This window comes from Haloferax sp. DFSO52 (genome assembly GCF_048158745.1).
In the GTDB taxonomy this organism is placed as follows: Archaea; Halobacteriota; Halobacteria; order Halobacteriales; family Haloferacaceae; genus Haloferax.
Window position 1 is genome coordinate 976,605 of sequence record NZ_JBLOPB010000001.1, and the last position, 21,551, is coordinate 998,155.

A 21,551-nucleotide genomic window follows, 5' to 3' on the forward strand; every position below is an offset into this window, starting at 1 on the left:
GCCAGACGGTGTATGCCCGACCCTGCCGTCGTTGGCCGCGCTCTCGCGGCGCTCGCCGACCCAGACGCCACCGCTCAGCGACAGTCCTACGAATACACTATCGCATCCGCCGCCGACGCCTTCTCCGACATCGCGACTGCTGCGACGTTTCTCGACGACGACGGTGAGGCGACGCTTCGCCGTGCAGTCGGTGCAGCGACCCGTGACGGTCATCCAAGTGCACGAACCGGCCGCACGTTACTTCGTGACCTCACTCGAGTGCGCGAGTCGATAGCAGGTCCGGAGTCGTCGGCTCCGTCGGCGTCGCGTCCGCCGTCGTCGGGTTCACCATCGTCGCGCCCGTCGGCATCGGAATCACCATCGTCGTGTCCGCGGTCGTTGGATTCACTATCGGCTCACGGACGCGACGGCGACCACTTTCACTCCCCTCGCACAACCGTTTTCAGCGGTGGCGGTGAACCAACTGATAGATGACACGGGTGATACACACCGGCGACACCCACATTGGGTATCAGCAGTACCATTCGCCGGAGCGCCGTCAGGACTTCCTCGACGCCTTCGAACAGGTCGTCGCGGACGCGATTTCGGAGGAGGTGGACGCCGTCGTCCACGCGGGTGACCTCTATCACGACCGTCGCCCCGAACTCCCTGACCTCCTCGGAACACTCGCAGCGCTCCGCCGCCTCGACGATGCAGGAATCCCCTTCCTCGCTATCGTCGGCAACCACGAATCGACGCGCGGCGGCCAGTGGTTAGACCTCTTCGAGCGGCTCGGCCTCGCGACGCGTCTCGGGAGCGACCCCTACGTCCTCGGCGACGTGGCGTTCTACGGACTCGACCACGTCCCGCGCTCCCGACGAGACGAACTCGACTATCAGTTTACTCCTCACGACCAGTCACAGGCCACGCTCGTCGGCCACGGTCTCTTTACGCCCTTTGCCCACGCGGACTGGGACACTGAGACGGTTCTCTCGGAGTCGAACGTCGAGTTCGACGCGGTACTCCTCGGCGACAACCACGTCCCCGACAAGGTGGACCTCGACGGGACGTGGGTCACGTACTGCGGGTCGACCGAGCGCGCGAGTGCGAGCGAACGCGACCCACGCGGGTACAACATCGTCTCGTTCGACGCCGAAGAGATAGATATCCGCCGACGCACGCTCGAAACCCGGCCGTTCCGATTCATCGAGGTGGACCTCTCCGGCGACGAGGGAATCGAACGCGTTCGACAACGCGTCCGCGAGTTCGACCTCGAAGACGCCGTCGTCATCGTCGAACTGACCGGTGACGGCGAGTCCGTCACCCCTGCTGCCGTCGAATCGTTCGCCGTCGAAGAAGGCGCACTCGTCGCGCGTGTCAACGACCGTCGCGAGATAGACACCGAGGCCGAACTGCGCGTCGACGTCTCGTTCGCCGACCCCGACGAGGCCGTCCGTAACAGAGTCCGCGACATGGGACTGTCGAGCGCCGCCCTCGATGTCGACGAGACGGTCCGTGCCAGCAAGGTTGCGGATTCGAACGTCCGTGACCAGGTTCGCGAACGCGTCGCGTCGCTCCTCGACGACGACCCCGGTGCGTTCGTCGCCGCCGAGAAGGACGGCGACTCTGAGAGTGAAGACGGTGCAGGAGACGGCGAACCGACTGCACCCGTGAACGGCGAACCGTCGAACGAAGCGACAGTCGAATCGGCAGTCGAACCAGGAGACGAACCGGGAGAGAACTCGGTAGGAGAATCGGCAGACGAATCGGCAGACGAATCGGCAGACGAACCGGAAGCCGGAACCACGGACGACTCAACAGACGAATCCACGTCCGACCCCGACCCGACCCCCGCCCGAGACAGTTCGCTGGGTGATTTCGCATGAGGTTCACCCACGTCGCACTGAAGAACTTCAAGCCGTACGACGACGCTGAACTCGAGTTACGCGACGGTGTGACGGTCATCCACGGCGTCAACGGGAGTGGAAAATCGTCGCTCCTCGAAGCGTGTTTCTTCGCCCTCTACGGGTCGAAGGCACTCGACGGGACGCTCGAAGACATCGTCACGACCGGCGAGGAGGACGCCGAAATCGAACTCGAATTCGTCCACGACGGGGGTACCTATCGAATCGAGCGCCGGATTCGGATTTCGGGTGACCGCGCAACCACCGCCAAATGCGTCCTCGAAGGCCCGGACGGCACCGTCGAAGGTGCGCGCGACGTGCGCCGAACCGTCGCGTCGCTCCTCCGAATGGACGCCGAGGCGTTCGTCAACTGCGCGTACGTCCAGCAGGGCGAGGTCAACAAACTCATCAACGCCTCTCCCTCCCAGCGACAGGACATGATAGACGACCTCCTGCAACTCGGGAAACTCGAAGAGTACCGAGAACGGGCCGGAAACGCCCGATTGGGGGTCGAAGACGTACTGACGAGCAAACGGAGCGTTCTCGAAGAAAAAGCGTCCGAAATCGAGCAGATAGAAGATAAAGACCTCCACACGCGACTCAACGCGCTCGAATCCAAACTCGCCGAAAAAGACGAGAAGATTTCGAACTACGAGTCCCAGCGAGAGAAGGCGAAGTCGCGGTTCGACGACGCGAAGGCGACGCTCGAAGAACACGCGGAAAAACGCGAACGACTGGCTGAAGTCGAAGCGGCCATCGAAGAGATCGAATCGAAGGTCGCCGAAGACGAAGCAGAGCGCGACACACTCACCGAGCGAATCCGCAAACTCGACGCCGAACTCGACGAGATTGGCGAGAACATCGAGTCCGCACTCGCCGAGACAGACCTCGACGACGCCACCGAGTCGACGATCGAGACGCGACGTGAACAGTTCACCGAGCGAGAATCGGAGATTCGCGAGGAGTTATCTGACGCTCGACAACAGGCACAGGCCCTCGAAACGCAGGCCGAACGACTCGAAGAACGTGCGACTGACCTCGAAGACCGGGCCGAAGAAAAACGCGAGAGCGCGGACGAAGACGAATCTGCCGCGGCAGACGCGGCGGCCGAACTCGAATCCTTCCGCGAGAAACGAGCGGACATCCAGTCGTCGCTCTCCGACATCGAGGAGCAGTTTGCCGACGCTCCCGTCGACCGGGGGGCCGCCGCGTCACTCCTCGATGACCGACGGAGCGACCGCTCAGCGGCGCGCGAATCACTGGCGGAGACCGAGACCGAACTCAAGAACACACGGGAGCGACTCGAAGAGGCCGAAGCACTCCGAGACGCAGGAAAGTGCCCCGAGTGTGGCCAACCCGTCGAGGAGTCGCCACACGTCGATGCCATCGGTGACCGGGAGGCCGACGTCGAGTCGCTCGAATCCGACCGAGACGAACTCGAATCGACGGTCGAAGCACTCGACTCGGCAGTCGAGACGGCGGAGCGACTCGTCGAGTTGGAGAACCGCGCGGACTCGCTCTCGGAGCGTCTCTCTCATCTCGACGAACGTATCGAAGACCGAGAGACGACGGTCGAATCACGCCGAGAAGCGGCCGAAGAGAAACGCGAGACCGCCGCCGAGCTCGAAGCCGAGGCGGCAACGAAGCGCGAAGCAGCGGAGACGCAGGCCGAACGCGCCGCAACGGTGACTGAGACGGTCGAGGAACTCGAATCCGACCTCGAAACGCTCGAAACGCGCCGAGCACGTGTCGACCGCGTCGAATCTCTCGTCCAAACGCGGAACGAGAACCGAGACGCCTGCGAGCGACTGCGCGAGAAGCGCGAGACGATTGCGGAGGTCAACCGCGAGCGACGACAACACCTCAAAGACCGCCGAGACAGACGGACCGAACTGCGCGACGCAGTGGACGAATCGGCCGTCGAGTCGGCGAAGGAGTACAAGAAGAAGGCCAAGAAGTACATCGACCAGGTCGACGAAGTACTCCCCGAACTGCGCGACCAGCGCGACGATATCCAGAGTCAGATTGGTGGCGTCCAGTCGGCCCTCGAACGCCTCGACGAACTCCGAGAGCGACGGGACGAACTCGGCGAACGAGTCGACGCACTCGACTCACTCCACGAGGAGGTTTCGACGCTCGAATCGACCTACGGCGACCTTCGAGCGGACCTCCGTCAGCGGAACGTCGAAGTGCTCGAACGGATGCTCAACGAGACGTTCGACCTCGTCTACGCCAACGACGCATATTCGCGCATCCGTCTCGACGGCGAGTACGGCCTCACGGTCTTCCAGAAAGACGGCACGGCACTCGACCCAGAGCAGTTATCCGGCGGTGAACGTGCCCTGTTCAACCTCAGCCTTCGCTGTGCAATCTATCGACTGCTCGCGGAGGGTATCGACGGCGCAGCACCGCTTCCGCCGCTCATCCTCGACGAACCGACCGTCTTCCTCGACACCGGCCACGTCTCTCGTCTCGTCGACCTCGTCGAAGACATGCAATCGCGCGGCGTCAAGCAGATACTCATCGTCAGCCACGACGACGAACTCGTCGGGGCGGCAGACGACCTGGTCCGAGTCGAAAAGAACCCGACGACCAACCGTTCGACCGTCGAACGCACCGACGCGCCGGACCTCGCGAGCGTTCTCGCGGACGACTGAGGAGCGCTCCCGCGACCGACTGAGAGTGCGGGTCGTGCTCGCTGCAGGTCGCCCTCACTACACGTCCCGCTCGATATCTCGCAAGCGCTCGATTCCTTCTTTCGCGACTGTCGTCGCCTCGTAGCCTCGCTCGCCGTAGATAGTCGTCTCTTCTACGAGGCCGGCGATTTTGAACTCGGTCAGCAGGCCGTGGAGGTCGCTCTCGCAGAGGTCGTACGCGCCCATGATGTCCACGACTGGAAGCGGACCACGGTCGACCAAATCTACGAGCAGGCCGAGGCCACGCTCGGTCGGGGTCGCGACGAGGATTCGACGGACTGATTCGGGGACGGCACGCGCCGCGGTTTCGAGCGGAGACTCGCCACCCACGTCTTCGAGTTCGGCGTTCGGGAGATAGCGCTCCGTGCCGGTCTTCGGGTCGCGGACGCGACTGCTGTCGCTGGAGCGTTTGACGAGCAGGTACGTTCGGCCATCCGGCCCGCGAACGGTACGCATGATGAGTCGAAGGCGTCGGCGTGGGTTATCGGTTGCGCTCGTCGGCGTCGGACGCAGCGTCGTCGGCCGCCGGCGTTTCTTCGGATTCGTCGTTCGACCCCGTCTCGTCCTCCGCTGAATCTGCCTCGTCGTCCGGGCGCTCGCGGTTCTGGAACTTCTGATACGTCTGGTAGACGCGGACGAATGCGCCGACGCCGAAGAGCATCAAGGCGAGGCCGAGCATCACGTCACCACGGAAGTAGATGAGCATCGGCCCGACGGTGACGCCGGCGAGACCGATGTTGGCGAAGATGACGCTGGCCCAGAACAGGCGGGAGACTTCGGGGTCGACGTCGGTCGTGAACTCCGGCGCGTAGTCGTCGCCGGGTTCGCCTCCTGCCCCGGACTTCTCGCCCGGCATTCGGACGCGAGGTATCTTGGGGAGGTCTTTTTCGGGGTTTCCCCACCGAGTTTCCGGGTCGCCCCATCGCTTCACGGGGTCGAGTTTCTCGGCGTTGTCGCGCGCTCGTCGCTCGTCGTCCGTCACGATGTCGTCGAAGAACTGGGCCGAGAAAAAGAGTCCGCTTCGGTCGAGTTAGGCGCAATCGTCGAGGCGGAAAGACCGCGTCGCCTCGACCCATGCAAGTGGGTTCTCCGCGTCATAGAACACCACGCCACCGTCGATATCGTAGGATTCGATCGTCTCGGCTCCAGTCGGACCGGTCGGTCCGTCGCCGTCGATCGTGCCGTCCCACCGTTCGGGTGCTGCGTGGTCGGTCATATCGTGTGTCAATGAATGTCACACACTGGTATATGTCTTTCCGTGATTCTGCGGGGGTGGAGAAACGCCGGGGTTTTTAGCCGCGCCACCGAAGCGAGTGGCATGACGCAGACGGGTTTGAGCGACTTCGGGGGACACGCCGACGGCGGGGGCGACGAGCGGCCCGACGGAGAGGCCGCTATCGCAGAAATCGTCGCCGGCGACGCCGACCAGTATATCTCCGACATCATCGACACCGACGAGATACGCTTCCCCGACCCGGACGGCGTGGTCGAACTTGCGGTCACGCAGGTCGATTACACTATCGAGGGAACCGGCCGAACAGAGTATCCCGTCCTCCACGTCTTCGGTCGGACGGCCGACGACGACCCAGAACACGTTCGCATCCTCGGGTTCGAACCGTACTTCTACGCCCCGACAGACAGCCTCGACGACGACCTTCTCGACAAAGACGTCATCACGAAGACGGAAGCCGGATACGAGAGTATTCGCGGCGAGGAACTGACGAAGATTTTCACGCGCACCCCACGCGACGTCGGCCAGATTCGTGACGAGTTCGACCACTACGAAGCGGACATCCTCTTTCCGAATCGCCTCCTCATCGACAAGGACATCAACGACGGTATTCGCGTCCCCGAACGCCGTCTCGACGACGGAACGATTCAGATTCCCCATCAGGAAGTCGAACCCACGTCTGTCGAAGCGAACCTCCGCGTGAACACCTTCGACATCGAGGTGAACGACCGAAACGGGTTCCCCGAAGAGGGTGAAGAACCCATCATCTGTCTCACGTCGCACGACTCGTACCGCGACGAGTACATCGTCTGGCACGCAGTCGCCCCCGACGGCGCAGGCAAACGCCCCGACGCCCTTCCAAACTACGAGTTCCTCCACGAAGGAGGGGAAGTCGAGGTCCGGACGTTCGACGACGAACCGGCGATGCTCGACGCGTTCCTCGCGTACATCGAAGAGACGAACCCCGACGTGATGACGGGGTGGAACTTCGAAGACTTCGACGCACCGTACTTCCTCGACAGACTCGACGTGCTGAACCCGACGACCGAGTACAACCTCGACGGCGACCGAATGTCGCGTCTCGGAGAGGTGTGGCGCAGTAACTGGGGCGGCCCGGACATCAAAGGCCGCGTCGTCTTCGACTTGCTGTACGCCTACAAGCGGACCCAGTTCACGGAACTCGAATCCTACCGACTGGACGCCGTGGGCGAACTCGAACTCGACGCCGGCAAAGAGCGCTACACGGGTAAAATCGGTGACCTCTGGGAAGAAGACCCAGAGCGCTTGCTGGAGTACAACCTCCGTGACGTGGAGTTGTGTGTCGAAATCGACCGCAAACAGGATATCATCGCCTTCTGGGACGAAGTGCGGACGTTCGTCGGGTGTAAACTCGAAGATGCGCCGACGCCGGGCGATACCGTCGACATCTACGTCCTGCACAAAGTTCACGGCGAGTTCGCCCTGCCCTCGAAGGGCCAACAGGAATCTGAAGACTACGAAGGTGGTGCCGTCTTCGACCCCATCACGGGTGTCAAAGAGAACGTCACGGTGCTCGACCTGAAGTCGCTGTACCCGATGTGTATGGTGACCATCAACGCGTCGCCGGAGACGAAAGTCGACCCCGACGAGTACGACGGGGAGATGTTCCACGCGCCCAACGGGACGCACTTCCGGCAGGAACCCGACGGGATGATTCGGGAGATGGTGGACGAACTCCTCGCAGAACGCGAGGAGAAGAAGGGTCTCCGAAACGAACACGAACCCGGAAGCGCCGAATACGAGCAGTTCGACCGCCAGCAGGCCGCAGTGAAGGTCATCATGAATTCGCTGTACGGCGTGCTGGGGTGGGACCGGTTCCGCCTCTACGACAAGGAGATGGGTGCGGCGGTGACGGCGACGGGTCGCGAAGTCATCGAGTTCACCGAGAAAGCGGCGAACGAGTTCGGCTACGATGTGGCTTATGGTGATACTGACAGCGTCATGCTCGAACTCGGCCCCGACGTGTCGAAAGACGAGGCCATCGAGCAGTCGTTCGCGATTGAAGAGCACATCAACGGTGCCTACGACGACTTCGCGAAGGAGGCGCTCGGCGCAGACGAACATCGCTTCCAGATCGAGTTCGAGAAACTCTACCGGCGGTTCTTCCAGGCGGGCAAGAAGAAACGCTACGCCGGCCACATCATCTGGAAAGAGGGGAAAGACGTAGACGACATCGACATCACCGGCTTCGAGTACAAACGCTCAGACATCGCACAGGTGACGAAAGAGGTCCAGAAGAACGTCATCGACATGATCGTCCACGGTGAGGACACCGAGGTCATCAAAGACTACCTCTACGACATCATCACCGACTTCCAATCCGGGAACCTGCCGCTCGAAGAAGTCGGTATCCCCGGCGGTATCGGGAAGCGACTGTCGGCCTACGAGACGGCGACTGCACACGTCCGTGGCGCGCAGTACGCAAACGCGTTCCTCGGGACGAACTTCGGGCGTGGGTCGAAGCCGAAACGCGTCTACCTCGCCAAAGTCCACCCGTCGTGGTTCCGGGAGATGGAAGCAGGCAGTTTCGACCCGCAGACTGACGACCTCTATCGCGCATTCAAACGCGACCCGGACGTCATCTGTTTCGAGTATGCAGACCAGATACCCGAGGAGTTCGAGGTCGACTGGGATACGATGCTCGACAAGACGCTCGAAGGGCCGATTTCGCGTATCATCGAGGCGCTCGGGATGTCGTGGGACGAAGTCAAGAGCGGCCAAGAACAGACCGGGCTCGGGAGCTTCGTCTGACCACCCGACTCACTCCCTCTCTCGAACCGCGTTTGAGACACCGATGAAACCGAATTCGGTTACATCGTTCGCGGAGACGACACTGACTTCGGCTACCCGAAATCCGGACACACGTCACGATTCGTCACTGATTCTTTGCGGTTTTGAAAACAAATTTTCTTTCTACAAAAGTCGCCGGGGGTAAATGCGCAACCATTATGGGCGATACTCCCTACCCTTCGAGTACGAGGCAACGAACCAACGATGGCAACTCTCGAGATTAAAAACCTCCACGCACGAGTCGCGGAGGACGATGGTGAGCAGATTCTGCGAGGTGTCGACCTGGAAGTCAAATCCGGCGAGATCCACGCACTGATGGGTCCGAACGGGTCCGGCAAGTCTACGACGTCTAAGATTATCGCCGGCCACCCCGCATACGAAGTAACCGAGGGCGAGATTCTCCTCCACCTGGAGGACGGTGACTTCGGTGATATCGACATTCCGGAAGACGCCCGCACGTGGAACCTTCTTGACCTGGAACCGAACGAGCGCGCCGCGCTCGGTATCTTCCTCGGCTTCCAGTACCCCGCGGAGATCGAAGGCGTCACCATGACCAACTTCCTGCGAACCGCGCTCAACGCGAAATACGACGAGCGCGAGGAACTCCTCTTCGGCGAAGACGACGACGCAGAAGAAGAGGAAGCAGGCTACGACACCTCCCCGATGGAGGGCAACGTCGACGACGGCGAAGTCGGTGTCGCCGAGTTCCAGAAACTCCTCAAAGCAAAGATGGAACTCCTCGACATGGACGAGAAGTTCGCAATGCGCTATCTCAACGCCGGGTTCTCCGGCGGTGAGAAGAAACAAAACGAGGTGCTCCAGGCCGCCATCCTCGAACCGTCCATCGCAGTGCTCGACGAGATCGACTCCGGTCTCGACATCGACCGCCTGCAGGACGTTTCGAAAGGCATCAACGCGCTCCGCGACGAGCAGGGCACGGGCATCCTTCAGATCACTCACTACCAGCGTATCCTCGAATACGTCGAACCCGACCACGTCCACATCATGCTGGACGGCAAGGTCGTCAAGAGCGGCGACGCGTCGCTCGCACACGAACTTGAGGACAAAGGCTACGACTGGGTCCGTGAGGAAGTCTACGAGGCCGCGTAAACCTACCCCAACACCATGAGTTCCGACCAAGACCACCTAAAAGAGACAGACACGGAAGCTCGCTTCGAGTTCAAGAAGGAGCAGAAGGCCGCGTTCGCGGCAGAGAAAGGTCTCACCGAAGAGACCATCCGCGTCATCTCGGAAGACAAAGACGAACCTGAATGGATGCTTGAGCGCCGCCTTCGCGCGCTCAAGCAGTTCCAGAAGATGCCGATGCCGACCGACTGGCCCGGCCAGCCGGACCTCTCCGAGGTCGACGTGGACGAAATCGTCCCGTACATCCGCCCCGACGTGGACGTGCGTGGCGGTGTCGACGACTGGCGTGACCTGCCGGACGACATCAAGGACACCTTCGACAAACTGGGTATCCCGGAAGCCGAGAAGAACGCCCTCTCGGGCGTCGGTGCCCAGTACGAGTCCGAAGTCGTCTATCAGAACATGCAGGAGCGCTGGGAGGAGAAAGGCGTCGTCTTCATGAACATGGACCAGGCGGTCCAGGAACACGAAGACATCGTCAAGGAGTACTTCATGACGAAGTGCGTCCCGCCGAGCGACAACAAGTTCGCCGCACTCCACGGGGCCATCTGGTCCGGTGGGTCGTTCGTCTACGTCCCCGAGGACACGACGGTCGACATGCCGGTACAGGCGTACTTCCGCATGAACTCCGAGGGGATGGGCCAGTTCGAACACACGCTCATCGTCGCGGAGAAGGGCTCCGAAGTCCACTACATCGAGGGCTGTTCCGCGCCGAAGTACTCGGCGTTCAACCTGCACTCCGGCGGCGTCGAAGTGTTCGTCGGTGAGGACGCTCACGTGCAGTACTCGACCGTTCAGAACTGGTCGAAGAACACGTACAACCTCAACACCAAGCGTGCAATCGTCGAGAAGAACGGCCGCATGGAGTGGATTTCCGGTTCCATGGGCTCGAAGGCGACGATGCTCTACCCGGCTTCGATTCTCAAGGGCCGTGGCGCATCCGACAACCACATCACCATCGCCTTCGCGGGCGAAGGCCAGAACATCGACACCGGTGCGAAGGTCTACCACAACGCGCCCGATACGAAGTCGACCATCGAGTCGAAGTCCATCTCGAAAGACGGCGGCCGCACCAACTACCGCGGCCTCGTCCACATCGCCAACGGCGCGAAGAACTCCTCGACTGCTGTCGAGTGTGACGCGCTGATGTTCGACAACGAGTCCACCTCGGACACGATGCCGTACATGGAGATCAACGAGTCCCAGGTCGACGTTGCCCACGAGGCGACCGTCGGCAAGATTGGAGACGAAGACATCTTCTACCTCCAGTCGCGCGGGCTCGACGACGACGACGCAAAGCAGATGATCGTCTCCGGGTTCATCGAACCCATCACGGAGGAACTGCCCATCGAGTACGCAGTCGAACTCAACCGACTGGTCGAACTCGAGATGGAGGGTAGCCTCGGATAACCAATGAGTGCGCAACTTCCCGCAAACCTGTCTGCAGAGACAGTACGAGAGATTTCGGACGCACGGGACGAGCCCGAGTGGCTGCTCGAGGCGCGACTCGACGCCCTCGACGCACTCGACGGACTCGAACTCCCCGACGTCATCCAGACGCCGGGCCGCCGATGGACGAACCTCGAAGCGCTCGACTTCGAGTCGCTAGTCGACCCCCTGAATCAGGCCGACGAGACGACTCGCGAGGCACCCGACGACGTCGTCGTCCTCCCCTTTACGGAGGCGTTCGACGAGTACGGTGACCTCATCGAGGAGCGCTTCGGCTCCGTCACCGACCTCGAGACGAACTACCTGACCGCGCTGTCGGCAGCGCTGTTCACCACGGGCACGTTCATCTACGTCCCCGAGGGCGTCAACGCCGAAGACGTGAAGATTCGCGCCGAGATGAACTCTCGGTCGCTCTTCAGCCACACGCTCGTCGTGACCGAGAAATCCTCGTCGGTCACGATTCTCGAAGGTGTCGAATCCGGCGACGCCGACGTCGACGGTGAGCGCTACTTCTCGAACCTCGTCGAAATCGACGCGGGCGAGAACTCGTACGTCCAGTACGGGTCGCTCCAGAACCTCGACGAAGACACCTACACCTACTCGCTGAAGCGTGGCGACGCCGACACCTACTCCACCATCAACTGGATCGAGGGCAACCTCGGGTCGCGTCTCACCCGCAGCGACGTGGAGACCGAACTCACCGGCGACGCGTCGGAGACGAAAATCGTCGGCGCGTTCTTCGGTCACAACGACCAGCACATCGACGTCAACGCCCGTGTCTGGCACAAAGCCGAGAACACGACTGCAGACCTCGTGACGCGTGGCGTCCTCGACGACCGCGCACGCTCGGTCTACGAGGGTGTCCAGGACGTTGGCCGCGACGCGTGGAGTACGAACTCCTACCAGCGTGAGAACACGCTGATGCTTTCGGACGAGTCCGAGGCAGACGCGTCGCCGAAGCTCATCATCAACAACCACGACACCGAAGCGTCGCACGCCGCGACGGTCGGGCAGGTGGACAAAGAGGACCTCTTCTACATGGTCTCTCGGTCCATCCCCGAGCAGCAGGCACGCAACATGCTCGTGGAGGGCTTCTTCGTGCCCGTTCTCGAAGAGATCGAAGTCGACGAGTTCCGCGAGGACCTCGAAGCACTCATCGCCGCGCGTCTGCACTAAGACGCCTACTCTTCTCGAATTTTTAGCAGTTTACTCAGCTACGCTTCCGTAGTGTGAACGAACGACTGCTGTTCTCTTCTATGATGTTGTGATATTCCTGCGAGTCGGTCAGTCAGGAAAGTGTCTATCTACTAGTATTTTTCTCGGTTGCGAACGTATTCTGACCAATCGGAGAACAGACAATGTCCAACAACAACAATGGAGAGCCATTCCGCTACGACGCCGAGGTCCGCCCCGGTGAGAAACGACACATCATGTACGAGGTCGGCGAGTCCTTCCTCGGAGACCCCATCAAGCTTCCAGTGACAATCATCAACGGTGCCCGCAAGGGTCCACGGGTGTTCGTCAGCGCGGCGATGCACGGTGACGAAGTCAACGGCGTGAAGGTCGTCCAGGAAGTCGCAGACCGATACGACCCACAGGACCTCTCTGGAACTATCGTGTGTCTGCACGTCCTCAACGTCCCGGGCTACCGTGCGCACATGCGGTATCTTCCCATCTACGACCGCGACCTGAACCGGTCGTTCCCTGGGTCAGACCACGGGAACGAAGGACAGCAGATGGCGAAGGTCATCTACGACCGCTTTATCTCGAAATGCGACATAGGTGTGGACTTCCACACGTCGACGAAGAGCAAAGTGACGATCTTCCACACGCGAGCGGACATGAGTGACCCCGCAGTGAAAGAGGTGGCGGACGCATTCCTCTCGAACGTCGTTCTCGACGGGGCAGGTTCGGAGGGGATGATGCGCCGAGTCGCGTCCGAAAACGGGATTCCAACCATTACTGTCGAGATGGGTGAGGCCCACCGATACCAACCACTGATGGTCGACAATGCGCTCGAAAAACTGCACAATCTCTTCGCCTACTACGGCATGATAGACGCCGAGTTCGAGTCCGAACCTGTGTGGCAACGAGTCGTCGGGTCGAAAGAGAAGAAGTGGATTCGCTCGACTGCGGGCGGGTGGATAGACATGGACTGGGGACCGTATCCAATCGTCGAAGAGGGGAAGTCCGTCTGTACCATCTCGGACCACTTCAAACGCGAAGAACACGTCGTCGAAGCACCGTTTACGGGACTCATCATCGGGATGGCCGCAGACCCGATAACCGTTCCCGGGCAGATAATCGCGCACGTCGTCTCCATCGACGAAGATGACCGGAAGGTAATCGAGAGTATCATCGACGAGCAAGGCTACTCCAGTATCGGGACCTACCACTGGATGGGTCGCCGCGTGACGCCGAAAGAAGAACTGCGACGGTCTACGGAAGAGCCAATGACTCCTGAAGAGGCCGAGACGGCCGAGTCGGAACCCGAAAGGGGAACCGCTTAAGTCCGTAACAGACTCACCTCTGGGTATGACTCAGTTGGTATCGCACGCGAACGGAGGGCTTTGCCGATGAGCGTGGGCTATCAGGTCACGTCGGACCACCAGCTCGCCCGCTTGCTCCAGATCGGTATCGTCCTCGAAGAAGTCGTGGAGGCGCGGGCCTACCACCACTACGAGGAACTCGACGAGGTAGAACTCGACGAGGAACTACGTGACCTCCTCTCACACGCTGCCGAAGAGTCGGCCGACCACCGAAATCGGCTCGAAGCGGTCATCGACCGATTAGATGTCGAGAGCGTTCCGTTCGAGGAGATAGAGGCGCTCGTCGAAGCGCAGTATGGGCAGACGAAACCAGAAGACTTCGACGGCGTGCTCTACGACCAACTCTGTAACGAGGAGACGGCCTACAAGTTCTACGACGACGTTATCAGGGCAATCGAAGCGAGTGACGCACAGTTCACCATCGACCGCGAAGAACTCGTCGCGACGCTGGCAACGATTCGCGACGAGGAGGCCGAGGGCGTGGAGAAAGTGACGCAGATAATGGAAGAGCGCGAGTGACACAATGAACACGGCAGACCAATACGTCAAAGCGATTTACCTGCTGCAGGAGATGGAAAACGGCCCGGCCGCCACCGGTGCACTCGCAGACATGATGGACGTGAGTCCAGCGAGTGCGAACGAGATGATTGGCAAACTCGAATCCCGTGGCCTCGCGGAACACGAGAAATACAAAGGCGTCACGCTGACCGACGACGGCATCATCCGCGCTCGCGACGCGCTCCAGACCTACTGTATCATCGAGCGCTTCCTCGCGAACGTCCTCGACGTGGACGAGTTCCGCACCGAGGCCCGCGAACTCGAACCCGTCATCGACGGCATGATTGCCGACCGACTCGACACCATCATCGACCGAAATTCGGAGTGTCCCGACTGTTTCGACCCCGAGACGGACGCGTGCCAGTATCTCGACGTGTGTCAGGCAGAGACTGAAAAAGAGACAGAAGCGGCGGACTGAAGAACTCTACCGTCGGTTGTTGCAGCTAGTCACTGACTTCGTCGTGGGTATCGAGGTCGGCCCCGATACCGCGAGCGAGTGCCAGTATGAAGTTCATGCCACGCTGGACCTCCGGGTCTCGGAGTTGGCGAACCATGCCGAGAGTGCCGGTCCGCTTCGGGGGTTCGCTGCCGGCCGTTCCCATCGCTCGGAGCATCGTCTGGATGGCCCGGACTGTATCCGGGTCGCTGGCCGTGTCGGCCATTTCGCCCAGCGAACTTCCGGTCTTGGCCAGTTTCATCACCATCTCGTCGTCCATGGCGGACGTGGCGAGGGTGATGGCGTCGGCCGCCTGCGCGAGTTCGTCGAGGGTTCCGTCCCGTTCGAGACGGATGAGTTTCTGCAGCGCACCTTCGAGTTCTCCGGCGTTGTCTCCGACTTCGCCTGCGAGATGAGACATCTCGCGAGTGGCGAGGCCGTCGGCAGACTCCATCAGGAGCGACGACGTGCCTGCGAGTTTCGACACCATCTCGTCGTCCATCGCGGACGTGGCGAGCGACGTGGCGTCGAGGAGTTCGTTCAACAGGCCGAGTCGCTCGACGAACGCGAGCACTTCGTCTGGGTGTTCTGCGACGGCCGCTTCGAGGGCGTCGCGCACCTCGTCGACCTGTGGCGATTCGTCCGACTCGATCTGCTCTTGGCGGTCTTCCGTCGTCGTTTCGGTTGATGAATCACTCATCGAATCACCTCAGATGAGCCCTCTTGCAGTGAGCCAGTAGGACTCGTTGTACGCGAGTTTGCTCCAGTGGAGCAGTTTCGATGGCTCGCGGACGACCGGTTCGTCGCCGTAGCTGAACTCGACGAACGTGGCTTCGTCCATTCCGCTCTCGACGAAGCAGATGGTCTTGCCGTCGTAGGTCGCGGTGGGGACGAGACCACGGACGCGACTCGCGAGGCGGTCTGCGAGCGTTCCGGCCGCGTAGTGGGCGACACTGCCGGCTTTCGAGGTCGGCAGGTCGGCCACGTCACCGATGGCGTAGACGTCGTCTGCGTCCTTGGCTTCGAGTGTGTTCTTGTCCACCTGAACCCATCCGTCTTCGCCGAGTCCGGCGTCGATGACGAGGTCACTTCCCGCGTGCGGCGGGATGGCGACGAGCAGGTCGTAGCTGAGTTCGGTCCCTTCCATCGTCTTGAGAACCTTCGCGTCGGGGTCGACCTCTTCGGCGTTGAAGAACGTCTCCAGGTTGATGTCGCGTTCTTCGAAGAGTTCTGTCGCCCAGTCCGCGATGGACTTGATACCGTGAGCGCGCTGGATGGGGTAGGTGTAGGTAATCTCCACCTGGTCGCGGAGGCCACGTTCACGGAACCACGCGTCGGCCATCAGCACGAACTCGACAGGTGCCGCTGGGCACATGTGCGGAACACCGATGACCGAGAGGACGAGGTGTCCTTCGGTGAAGGTGGCGAGTTCGTCGCGGAGACGCTCGGCACCGTCGGGGGAATAGAAGTGGTGTCCGCCCTCTTTGAGGCCGGGAACTTCGTCCGGTGCGAGGTCGGCACCCATCGCGAGTACGAGGTGGTCGTAGTCGATTCCATCCACGTCTTTCTCGAGTGTCAGGTGCTTGCTCTCGGTGTCGATGCCGGTGACTCGGTCGATGACGAGGTTCGCGTGCCGGAGGTCGATGAGGTCAGAGAGTGGCCGACGTGCATCGTGTATGGTCTTCTTGCCGAAGGCCATGTAGAGGAACATCGGCTTGTACGTCTGCTCTGGCGTGTCGTTGATGAGCGTCACCTCGACGTCGCCCGCTTCGATTTCAGCGAAGAGTTCGTCAGTGAGTCGGTTGGTCAGGACTGACCCGCCCGTTCCGCCGCCGACGATTACAATTCGTTCTGTCATAGTGTTTGGATAATGTTGGTTGATTCGGCCGCGTGGCCGCGCGACACGCCAGCTACTTCGTGGTCTGGACGAAGACGGACCAGTAGCCCTCGTCTTCGTGTTCGACGATGTCGAGGGTCTCGTGGCCGGCCTTCGCGACCCATTCGGGAACGTCGTGTCTGGACGAGCTGTCAGTCGTCTGGAGTTCGAGGACGGTGCCTGCATCGACTTTCTTTACTTTGCCGATAAGGTCCATCAGGGGACCTGGGCAGGTTGCACCGCGGGAATCGACCGTCACATCGGGTTGGATTGGTTCGCTCATTGTCGTGGTTTGTGTTGTGTTGGGGTGTTTGGAGGCGTTTCAGGGTGTGGGCGCGTGGGCGTCCTTAGACGAAGATTACTTGCTTGTCTTCGGCGTGGCTCAGGAAGCCAGAGACGCCGAGCACGTCGTCGAAGACGTCGTGGTAGTCGTCCAGAGTTTTCCCAAGCATGTCCATCGATAACTCACAGGCGTAGACGTGGAGTGGGCCGATGTCTTTCGCCTGCGCGATGCTCTCGAAGAACATCGGCATCTGGACATCTTCGTTTGCCATCATGGCCTGTCCGACTTCGCCCACTTCGTAGTCCATCGACTCGATACGCTCTTTATCGAACGCTTCAAGCCCTCCCATCGTTGCGAAGATGTCTACAGGGATCTCAGATGCCGCGGCGATTGCTGCGATGTTTCCAACGGCTTGGAGGCGTTCGAGGGTGCTTGCTTCGAGTACAATTGCATATCCAGTCATGGCTTTCTCACAGGTGTTGATACGGTTTGAGGAAGGATAATATTGCATAGAAATTCCAAGATTACGAGAATCGGGTCGAGGGTTAAGGTTCAGTTCAGGGAGATGTCCAGAACGACCAGTACAGCCCTCGGAGACGCCGCCCAAGAGCTGTGTTACCCCATCACGTCCTCCGGATTTGGAGTATTCTGGGACCGAGACGAAAAGTAAGGTTATTGTGTCGTCACCGCGCTACCTGTAATTGCGAAGTCCCATGGTGTTGAGCAGCCTCGAAGAGGGTGCGAGGTACGTGGGACGAGTGTACGAAGTCCCATGGTGTAGTGGCCAATCATAGCGGCCTTTGGAGCCGTTGACGGCGGTTCGAATCCGCCTGGGACTATTCTGCGACGAACGAATGTGAGGAGCGAATAGTCACAACGCGGATTCGAATCAGGGAGCGAACGACAGTGAGCGACCAAGGTTCGAATCCACACAAGAGACTCACACCCGCAAAAAACAGGTTGGAGAGCCGAATTTCGGCCCTCTTCACAACCTACTCCAACCGTCTCAGACGCCGGTCCCGAAGATGAACGCGGCGTGTTCTGCGATTGTTGCACCGCTTCCATCACCATCGGGGAACGGGCCGTACGTCTGGCCGTCGAGGTGGACTGCCGCGACGAGGTGTGTCTCGTACTCGTTGGTGAGTCCATCTGGGACATCGCCGAATACGGAGAGCGCTCCATTCGGATGGAAGACAGAGAGCCTTCCAGACGACCCGGACACGTTGAGGGTGTTTTCACTTCCGTCGTTTGCGCCGAGTGAGCCTAGCCCACTGACGCTCGCCAGTGCCGTGGCGATATCCCGGGTCGTGCCGTCGAATCCCGGTGGGGCGAACTTCACTACCCAGACCGTGTAGACACCGCCGGGTATCAACCCGGACAGCTTGATATTCACCTTGGTGCCTCCCGCCTTCTCCACCAGTCTTGCCTTGCCTTGGATTGCCCTGAACGCCCCCCAGGTGAGTTGGTGTGACCCATCGAGTCCGACTGTCGTTCCGTCGTCGATTGGGTTGCTTCCTGCGCGATTGACGAGCAGGTCTTGTGGGTCCGGCACCGGTGACGGTTCTCCGTCATCGGCCGCCCGCACGAAGAGACTAATCGGAACTGCTCTGACGGTCAGTCCCGAGTTTGCGCCTACTGTTCCACCCATCGACGACCCCAGTACGAGTCCGCCCGATACTGCGAGCCCTGTTCGCAACGCGGTGCGCCGGGTCATCGCCGATAGGTCTTGTTGTTGTTCTCGGTCCATCTCTTGAGTCGGGGACTACATTCCGTTCGCTATGCTGTCGGCCTCCATCTCCATCTTCCGCCGGAGGGTCTCCACACGAGAGAGTGCCTAGTGGTCAGTGGGGCACGACGTAGCCCCCAGTTTGTTCGTTTCCTTCACCGCCCCCGTAGCTGCCGCGTGACGCTGTGCAAACTACGCTAGATATTCTCTCGCATAAATATACGGCATAGTCAAAGAAATACACCACCTCTTTTGTCCGGTACAATAAGGAACTCAGATCGAATAGTGACCCCATATCTGAGTGGGTAGCGCTGGGCCGCGGCGCGGTGCCGGACCGACCGGTGAGCCTTCGGAACCACCCCCCGACACGATACCGGAGCAACGTTTTCTATCTGACACATAGTAGCTCGACACATGGTCGACTTCGAAGCACTCGATATCGACTCTGTCGCAGTCGAACCGGACTACTGCCACCGATGTGGAACCAAGTTGGGAACCACTGAGTTCGAAGGCGACGACTACCCGTGGTGTCCGTCGTGTGACCTCATCCTCTCCAGAACCGCCGTACCGGCCGTCCACGTCGTCGTCCGCGACGACAACACCGTCCTCGTGCTCGACGAACCGATACCGCAACACGAGGGTGTCTGGAGCCTCCCCGGTGGGCACGTAAAACCCGACGAAGGACCGAGGGAAGCGGTTCTCAGAGAACTCGAAGAAGAGACTGGACTGCGTGCGGACCCCGACGACCTGCGGTTTCTGACGATACTCCACGTCGAGACACCGACAGTCGCGTTCTACTTCATCACCTACGCACTGGAGCGGTCTGCAGTCGCTGGCGAGTTGACACCCGAAGCAGACGGATTCGAAGCGAAATTCCGACCCCTCACGGAGATTCAGTCGTCACCCGACCGGATTCGCGACTCCGATATCGAGCGCATCGAACGTGCATTCGATTCGTAGAGCGCGTTCGACGTTCCGACTACCGCCGCTCGTCCCTCGGTCGCCGACCATCCCGAGTGATTTTTATCGACATAGTATGACAGATAGACAAGGTGTCATTCTTCCACCCGGTCGCTGTGATTCGTCACGTCGGGTTCGCGCTCCACTACGCACTCGTCCGTGCCAACTACAAGGGGAGAGTCTTCGCGACGAAGAAGAACGTCGGGCAGGCGTCGTTCCGAAGTTACGAACTGTACAACAGACACGGCCGCGACGTGCTTCTCGAAGCCATGTTGTTGTATCTCCGTGACGGCGACGTCGTCGTCGACGTGGGTGCCAACACGGGAACGTACACACTCGCGGCGGCGGCCAAATCACCGACTGTCGACGTCGTCGCCGTCGAACCGAACCCCGACGTTGCGTCACAGCTGCAGGCGAACGTCGAGGTCAACGGATTCGAATCTCGTGTCACCGTCCTCGACTATGGACTGGGCGATAGAGACGAGACCTGTTCGTTCCACCTGTCCAGCTATGACGAGTTAGGGTCGTTCTCGGAGGCGCACGCGAGCGCGTGGACGGCGCGTGTCGTCGATACCGAAGAAGTGCCGATGCGTCGTCTCGACACACTCGTCGAAGACGGTGAGATTCCACCGCCAGACCATCTGAAGATCGACGTCGAAGGGTACGGTCTGAACGTCCTCCGAGGTGCAGCGTGGGTCCTCGAAGAACACCGCCCACGAATCTACTTCGAACGCCACGAGTCGAGAGGTGGACACGACGAATCAGCGGCAACAGACCTGTTGCGACAGCATAACTACGATATCGTCCAAGTGCAAGATGGGTTCGTCTGTGAGCCACAGGCGTGACTCTCGTGGGCGCAGAGAAGCAGACAACGCAGAGAAGCAGACAACGCAGAGAAGCAGACAACGCAGAGAAGCAGAGCGCTCGCAGGTCCTCCCCGAGATAGAATGCGTCCGTTCCGTGGTCGTCACCGACCGTGAGCGAGATGGCGTCGTCGTCTGTCGGACCGTCGTACGTCTCGACGAACTCGGGGTTCTCGACGCTCGGGATAGCATCTCTCTGGATGGCCTGCCGGAAGTTCATTCGAGTACGAAGTCGATGCGCTCGTGTGAAGCTCCCTGTGTCGTTCGACCCGTGAGCACGACCGTTCCGATTTCGCTCGTCGATTCGACGTGCGTCCCGGCGCAGGCAGTCCGGTCGAACGGGTCGTCTTCGTCGCCGATTTCGACGATTCTCACCTCACGAATCGAGTCTGGCAGGAGATGGAGTCGGGTTCGCTCCGGGTCGAGCGTCGCCTCCGCGTCGTCTCTGTCGAGTGTGTACCACCGAACCGGCATCTCGGACGCGACGAGTTCGTTCAGTCGAGTCTCGATGTGCTGGAGGTCGTCGTCGTCGAATCGCTCGTAGGCACAGTCGAGGTGTGCGTGGTCGGCGTAGAGTTGGTTCCCAGTCGTCTCGGCGTCGAATTCAGTGAGGAGAACTGCAGACAGCAGGTGCTGGGCCGTGTGGTAGCGCATATGTGCGTGCCGCCGGTCGGCGTCGATTTGCCCGGTCACCGTCGTCCCCGGTTCGGGTGCGTCGCCGTCGACGACGTGTTCGATTCGGTCTCGTTTCTGTACGTCTGTGACGGTCCACGTCTCGTCACCGGCCGAGAGCGTCCCCGTGTCGTGCGGTTGGCCACCGCCAGTCGGGTAGAAGTACGTCTGGTCGAAAACGACTCGATTCGTTCCACGGACCGTTTGGACCGTCGCCTCGAACGTGAGACGGGTGGAGTCGTCGAGATACCGAGCGTCAGTCATGTGGTGTTCGAAGCGGGGTGACGAGTTAGGTATACGCATCGCGAGACAGGGGGACGAAGGGATGGTACCTCCGCTCGCTGGTCGCCGCGAGAGGCCGCGAGTTCGGGCGACGAGAGCGTTTTGCTCACTC

At 60.7% G+C, this 21,551-nt stretch carries 21 protein-coding genes and 1 tRNA gene; 13 read left to right on the forward strand and 9 right to left on the reverse strand.

Translation table 11 applies throughout. The features are described from left to right. Positions 1 to 12: 12 nt before the first annotated feature. Genes ACK3SC_RS05120 through rad50 form a run of 3 tightly spaced genes read left to right on the forward strand, consistent with a single transcriptional unit; the run spans position 13 to position 4,540 of the window. Positions 13 to 474 carry a hypothetical protein gene (locus ACK3SC_RS05120; protein WP_416839037.1) on the forward strand — a complete coding sequence of 154 codons (462 nt, stop codon included), beginning with the start codon at positions 13 to 15 and terminating at the stop codon, positions 472 to 474. Further along, positions 471 to 1,865, forward strand: a complete 1,395-nt coding sequence (mre11, locus tag ACK3SC_RS05125; RefSeq protein ID WP_416839038.1) for a DNA double-strand break repair protein Mre11 — start codon at positions 471 to 473, stop codon at positions 1,863 to 1,865. The genes ACK3SC_RS05120 and mre11 overlap by 4 nt, the downstream gene beginning before the upstream one ends. Next, entirely contained in the window at positions 1,862 to 4,540 is a 2,679-nt protein-coding gene (gene rad50, locus ACK3SC_RS05130; protein ID WP_416839040.1) for a DNA double-strand break repair ATPase Rad50, read from the forward strand. The genes mre11 and rad50 overlap by 4 nt, the downstream gene beginning before the upstream one ends. A gap of 57 nt (positions 4,541 to 4,597) precedes the next feature. Here rad50 and ACK3SC_RS05135 read toward each other — a convergent pair whose 3' ends face one another. Genes ACK3SC_RS05135 through ACK3SC_RS05145 form a run of 3 tightly spaced genes read right to left on the reverse strand, consistent with a single transcriptional unit; the run spans position 4,598 to position 5,795 of the window. Next, positions 4,598 to 5,035 (reverse strand): hypothetical protein, encoded by a 438-nt coding sequence (locus tag ACK3SC_RS05135; protein ID WP_416839041.1) that lies wholly within the window; start codon positions 5,033 to 5,035, stop codon positions 4,598 to 4,600. A gap of 25 nt (positions 5,036 to 5,060) precedes the next feature. Then, the gene (locus ACK3SC_RS05140; protein WP_416839042.1) at positions 5,061 to 5,561 is read right to left on the reverse strand and encodes a hypothetical protein; all 501 of its coding nucleotides are present in this window, start codon (positions 5,559 to 5,561) and stop codon (positions 5,061 to 5,063) included. Between the two features lie 48 nt (positions 5,562 to 5,609). Further along, positions 5,610 to 5,795, reverse strand: a complete 186-nt coding sequence (locus tag ACK3SC_RS05145) for a hypothetical protein (RefSeq protein WP_416839043.1) — start codon at positions 5,793 to 5,795, stop codon at positions 5,610 to 5,612. 102 nt (positions 5,796 to 5,897) lie between these two features. Here ACK3SC_RS05145 and ACK3SC_RS05150 point away from each other — a divergent pair, with 102 nt between their 5' ends. The 7 genes from ACK3SC_RS05150 to ACK3SC_RS05180 all read left to right on the forward strand — a co-directional run bounded on the left by ACK3SC_RS05150 (position 5,898) and on the right by ACK3SC_RS05180 (position 14,759). Continuing rightward, on the forward strand, positions 5,898 to 8,600 hold the full coding sequence (locus ACK3SC_RS05150; RefSeq protein ID WP_416839045.1) for a DNA-directed DNA polymerase: 2,703 nt from the start codon (positions 5,898 to 5,900) through the stop codon (positions 8,598 to 8,600). A gap of 243 nt (positions 8,601 to 8,843) precedes the next feature. Further along, a complete protein-coding gene (locus ACK3SC_RS05155; RefSeq protein WP_416839046.1) occupies positions 8,844 to 9,749 on the forward strand; it encodes an ABC transporter ATP-binding protein in 906 nt (301 codons plus the stop codon). 15 nt (positions 9,750 to 9,764) lie between these two features. Next, on the forward strand, positions 9,765 to 11,195 hold the full coding sequence (gene sufB, locus ACK3SC_RS05160) for a Fe-S cluster assembly protein SufB (RefSeq protein WP_416839047.1): 1,431 nt from the start codon (positions 9,765 to 9,767) through the stop codon (positions 11,193 to 11,195). 3 nt (positions 11,196 to 11,198) lie between these two features. Then, complete coding sequence (gene sufD, locus ACK3SC_RS05165; RefSeq protein WP_416839048.1) at positions 11,199 to 12,410, forward strand: Fe-S cluster assembly protein SufD; 1,212 nt, start codon at positions 11,199 to 11,201, stop codon at positions 12,408 to 12,410. A 182-nt stretch (positions 12,411 to 12,592) separates the two neighbouring features. After that, entirely contained in the window at positions 12,593 to 13,744 is a 1,152-nt protein-coding gene (locus tag ACK3SC_RS05170; protein ID WP_416839049.1) for a succinylglutamate desuccinylase/aspartoacylase family protein, read from the forward strand. Positions 13,745 to 13,810: 66 nt separating this feature from the next. Next, entirely contained in the window at positions 13,811 to 14,302 is a 492-nt protein-coding gene (locus ACK3SC_RS05175) for a ferritin-like domain-containing protein (protein WP_416839050.1), read from the forward strand. Positions 14,303 to 14,306: 4 nt separating this feature from the next. After that, the gene (locus ACK3SC_RS05180) at positions 14,307 to 14,759 is read left to right on the forward strand and encodes a metal-dependent transcriptional regulator (protein WP_416839051.1); all 453 of its coding nucleotides are present in this window, start codon (positions 14,307 to 14,309) and stop codon (positions 14,757 to 14,759) included. Positions 14,760 to 14,784: 25 nt separating this feature from the next. Here ACK3SC_RS05180 and ACK3SC_RS05185 read toward each other — a convergent pair whose 3' ends face one another. The 4 genes from ACK3SC_RS05185 to ACK3SC_RS05200 form a co-directional block, all read right to left on the reverse strand. Further along, on the reverse strand, positions 14,785 to 15,477 hold the full coding sequence (locus tag ACK3SC_RS05185) for a DUF1641 domain-containing protein (RefSeq protein WP_416839052.1): 693 nt from the start codon (positions 15,475 to 15,477) through the stop codon (positions 14,785 to 14,787). A gap of 9 nt (positions 15,478 to 15,486) precedes the next feature. Further along, a complete protein-coding gene (locus tag ACK3SC_RS05190) occupies positions 15,487 to 16,635 on the reverse strand; it encodes an NAD(P)/FAD-dependent oxidoreductase (protein ID WP_416839053.1) in 1,149 nt (382 codons plus the stop codon). Positions 16,636 to 16,687: 52 nt separating this feature from the next. Continuing rightward, positions 16,688 to 16,936 (reverse strand): sulfurtransferase TusA family protein, encoded by a 249-nt coding sequence (locus ACK3SC_RS05195; RefSeq protein WP_416839054.1) that lies wholly within the window; start codon positions 16,934 to 16,936, stop codon positions 16,688 to 16,690. 64 nt (positions 16,937 to 17,000) lie between these two features. Beyond that, complete coding sequence (locus tag ACK3SC_RS05200) at positions 17,001 to 17,399, reverse strand: hypothetical protein (RefSeq protein WP_416839055.1); 399 nt, start codon at positions 17,397 to 17,399, stop codon at positions 17,001 to 17,003. Between the two features lie 303 nt (positions 17,400 to 17,702). Here ACK3SC_RS05200 and ACK3SC_RS05205 point away from each other — a divergent pair. Then, positions 17,703 to 17,775 (forward strand) — tRNA-Gln (locus tag ACK3SC_RS05205). 167 nt (positions 17,776 to 17,942) lie between these two features. Here ACK3SC_RS05205 and ACK3SC_RS05210 read toward each other — a convergent pair. Further along, positions 17,943 to 18,683: a hypothetical protein gene (locus ACK3SC_RS05210; protein WP_416839056.1), complete on the reverse strand. Its 741-nt coding sequence runs from the start codon at positions 18,681 to 18,683 to the stop codon at positions 17,943 to 17,945. 393 nt (positions 18,684 to 19,076) lie between these two features. On the opposite strand from ACK3SC_RS05210, the gene ACK3SC_RS05215 reads away from it, so the two are divergent. Both ACK3SC_RS05215 and ACK3SC_RS05220 read left to right on the forward strand, forming a co-directional pair. After that, on the forward strand, positions 19,077 to 19,622 hold the full coding sequence (locus tag ACK3SC_RS05215; RefSeq protein WP_416839057.1) for an NUDIX hydrolase: 546 nt from the start codon (positions 19,077 to 19,079) through the stop codon (positions 19,620 to 19,622). 92 nt (positions 19,623 to 19,714) lie between these two features. After that, complete coding sequence (locus ACK3SC_RS05220; RefSeq protein WP_416839058.1) at positions 19,715 to 20,467, forward strand: FkbM family methyltransferase; 753 nt, start codon at positions 19,715 to 19,717, stop codon at positions 20,465 to 20,467. Positions 20,468 to 20,701: 234 nt separating this feature from the next. Here ACK3SC_RS05220 and ACK3SC_RS05225 read toward each other — a convergent pair whose 3' ends face one another. Then, positions 20,702 to 21,421: an alanyl-tRNA editing protein gene (locus tag ACK3SC_RS05225; RefSeq protein ID WP_416839059.1), complete on the reverse strand. Its 720-nt coding sequence runs from the start codon at positions 21,419 to 21,421 to the stop codon at positions 20,702 to 20,704. Positions 21,422 to 21,551 lie beyond the last annotated feature (130 nt).

What these genes read in the sequence shown, in the direction of transcription:
- ACK3SC_RS05210 (WP_416839056.1), bottom strand. Translation starts at nt 18,683, where the DNA reads ATGGACCGAGAACAACAACAAGACCTATCGGCGATGACCCGGCGCACC.
- ACK3SC_RS05180 (WP_416839051.1), top strand. Translation starts at nt 14,307, where the DNA reads ATGAACACGGCAGACCAATACGTCAAAGCGATTTACCTGCTGCAGGAG.
- ACK3SC_RS05170 (WP_416839049.1), top strand. Translation starts at nt 12,593, where the DNA reads ATGTCCAACAACAACAATGGAGAGCCATTCCGCTACGACGCCGAGGTC.
- mre11 (WP_416839038.1), top strand. Translation starts at nt 471, where the DNA reads ATGACACGGGTGATACACACCGGCGACACCCACATTGGGTATCAGCAG.
- ACK3SC_RS05225 (WP_416839059.1), bottom strand. Translation starts at nt 21,421, where the DNA reads ATGACTGACGCTCGGTATCTCGACGACTCCACCCGTCTCACGTTCGAG.
- rad50 (WP_416839040.1), top strand. Translation starts at nt 1,862, where the DNA reads ATGAGGTTCACCCACGTCGCACTGAAGAACTTCAAGCCGTACGACGAC.
- ACK3SC_RS05135 (WP_416839041.1), bottom strand. Translation starts at nt 5,035, where the DNA reads ATGCGTACCGTTCGCGGGCCGGATGGCCGAACGTACCTGCTCGTCAAA.
- ACK3SC_RS05195 (WP_416839054.1), bottom strand. Translation starts at nt 16,936, where the DNA reads ATGAGCGAACCAATCCAACCCGATGTGACGGTCGATTCCCGCGGTGCA.
- ACK3SC_RS05175 (WP_416839050.1), top strand. Translation starts at nt 13,811, where the DNA reads ATGAGCGTGGGCTATCAGGTCACGTCGGACCACCAGCTCGCCCGCTTG.
- ACK3SC_RS05185 (WP_416839052.1), bottom strand. Translation starts at nt 15,477, where the DNA reads ATGAGTGATTCATCAACCGAAACGACGACGGAAGACCGCCAAGAGCAG.
- ACK3SC_RS05215 (WP_416839057.1), top strand. Translation starts at nt 19,077, where the DNA reads ATGGTCGACTTCGAAGCACTCGATATCGACTCTGTCGCAGTCGAACCG.
- ACK3SC_RS05120 (WP_416839037.1), top strand. Translation starts at nt 13, where the DNA reads ATGCCCGACCCTGCCGTCGTTGGCCGCGCTCTCGCGGCGCTCGCCGAC.
- ACK3SC_RS05145 (WP_416839043.1), bottom strand. Translation starts at nt 5,795, where the DNA reads ATGACCGACCACGCAGCACCCGAACGGTGGGACGGCACGATCGACGGC.
- ACK3SC_RS05150 (WP_416839045.1), top strand. Translation starts at nt 5,898, where the DNA reads ATGACGCAGACGGGTTTGAGCGACTTCGGGGGACACGCCGACGGCGGG.
- sufD (WP_416839048.1), top strand. Translation starts at nt 11,199, where the DNA reads ATGAGTGCGCAACTTCCCGCAAACCTGTCTGCAGAGACAGTACGAGAG.
- ACK3SC_RS05155 (WP_416839046.1), top strand. Translation starts at nt 8,844, where the DNA reads ATGGCAACTCTCGAGATTAAAAACCTCCACGCACGAGTCGCGGAGGAC.
- ACK3SC_RS05200 (WP_416839055.1), bottom strand. Translation starts at nt 17,399, where the DNA reads ATGACTGGATATGCAATTGTACTCGAAGCAAGCACCCTCGAACGCCTC.
- sufB (WP_416839047.1), top strand. Translation starts at nt 9,765, where the DNA reads ATGAGTTCCGACCAAGACCACCTAAAAGAGACAGACACGGAAGCTCGC.
- ACK3SC_RS05190 (WP_416839053.1), bottom strand. Translation starts at nt 16,635, where the DNA reads ATGACAGAACGAATTGTAATCGTCGGCGGCGGAACGGGCGGGTCAGTC.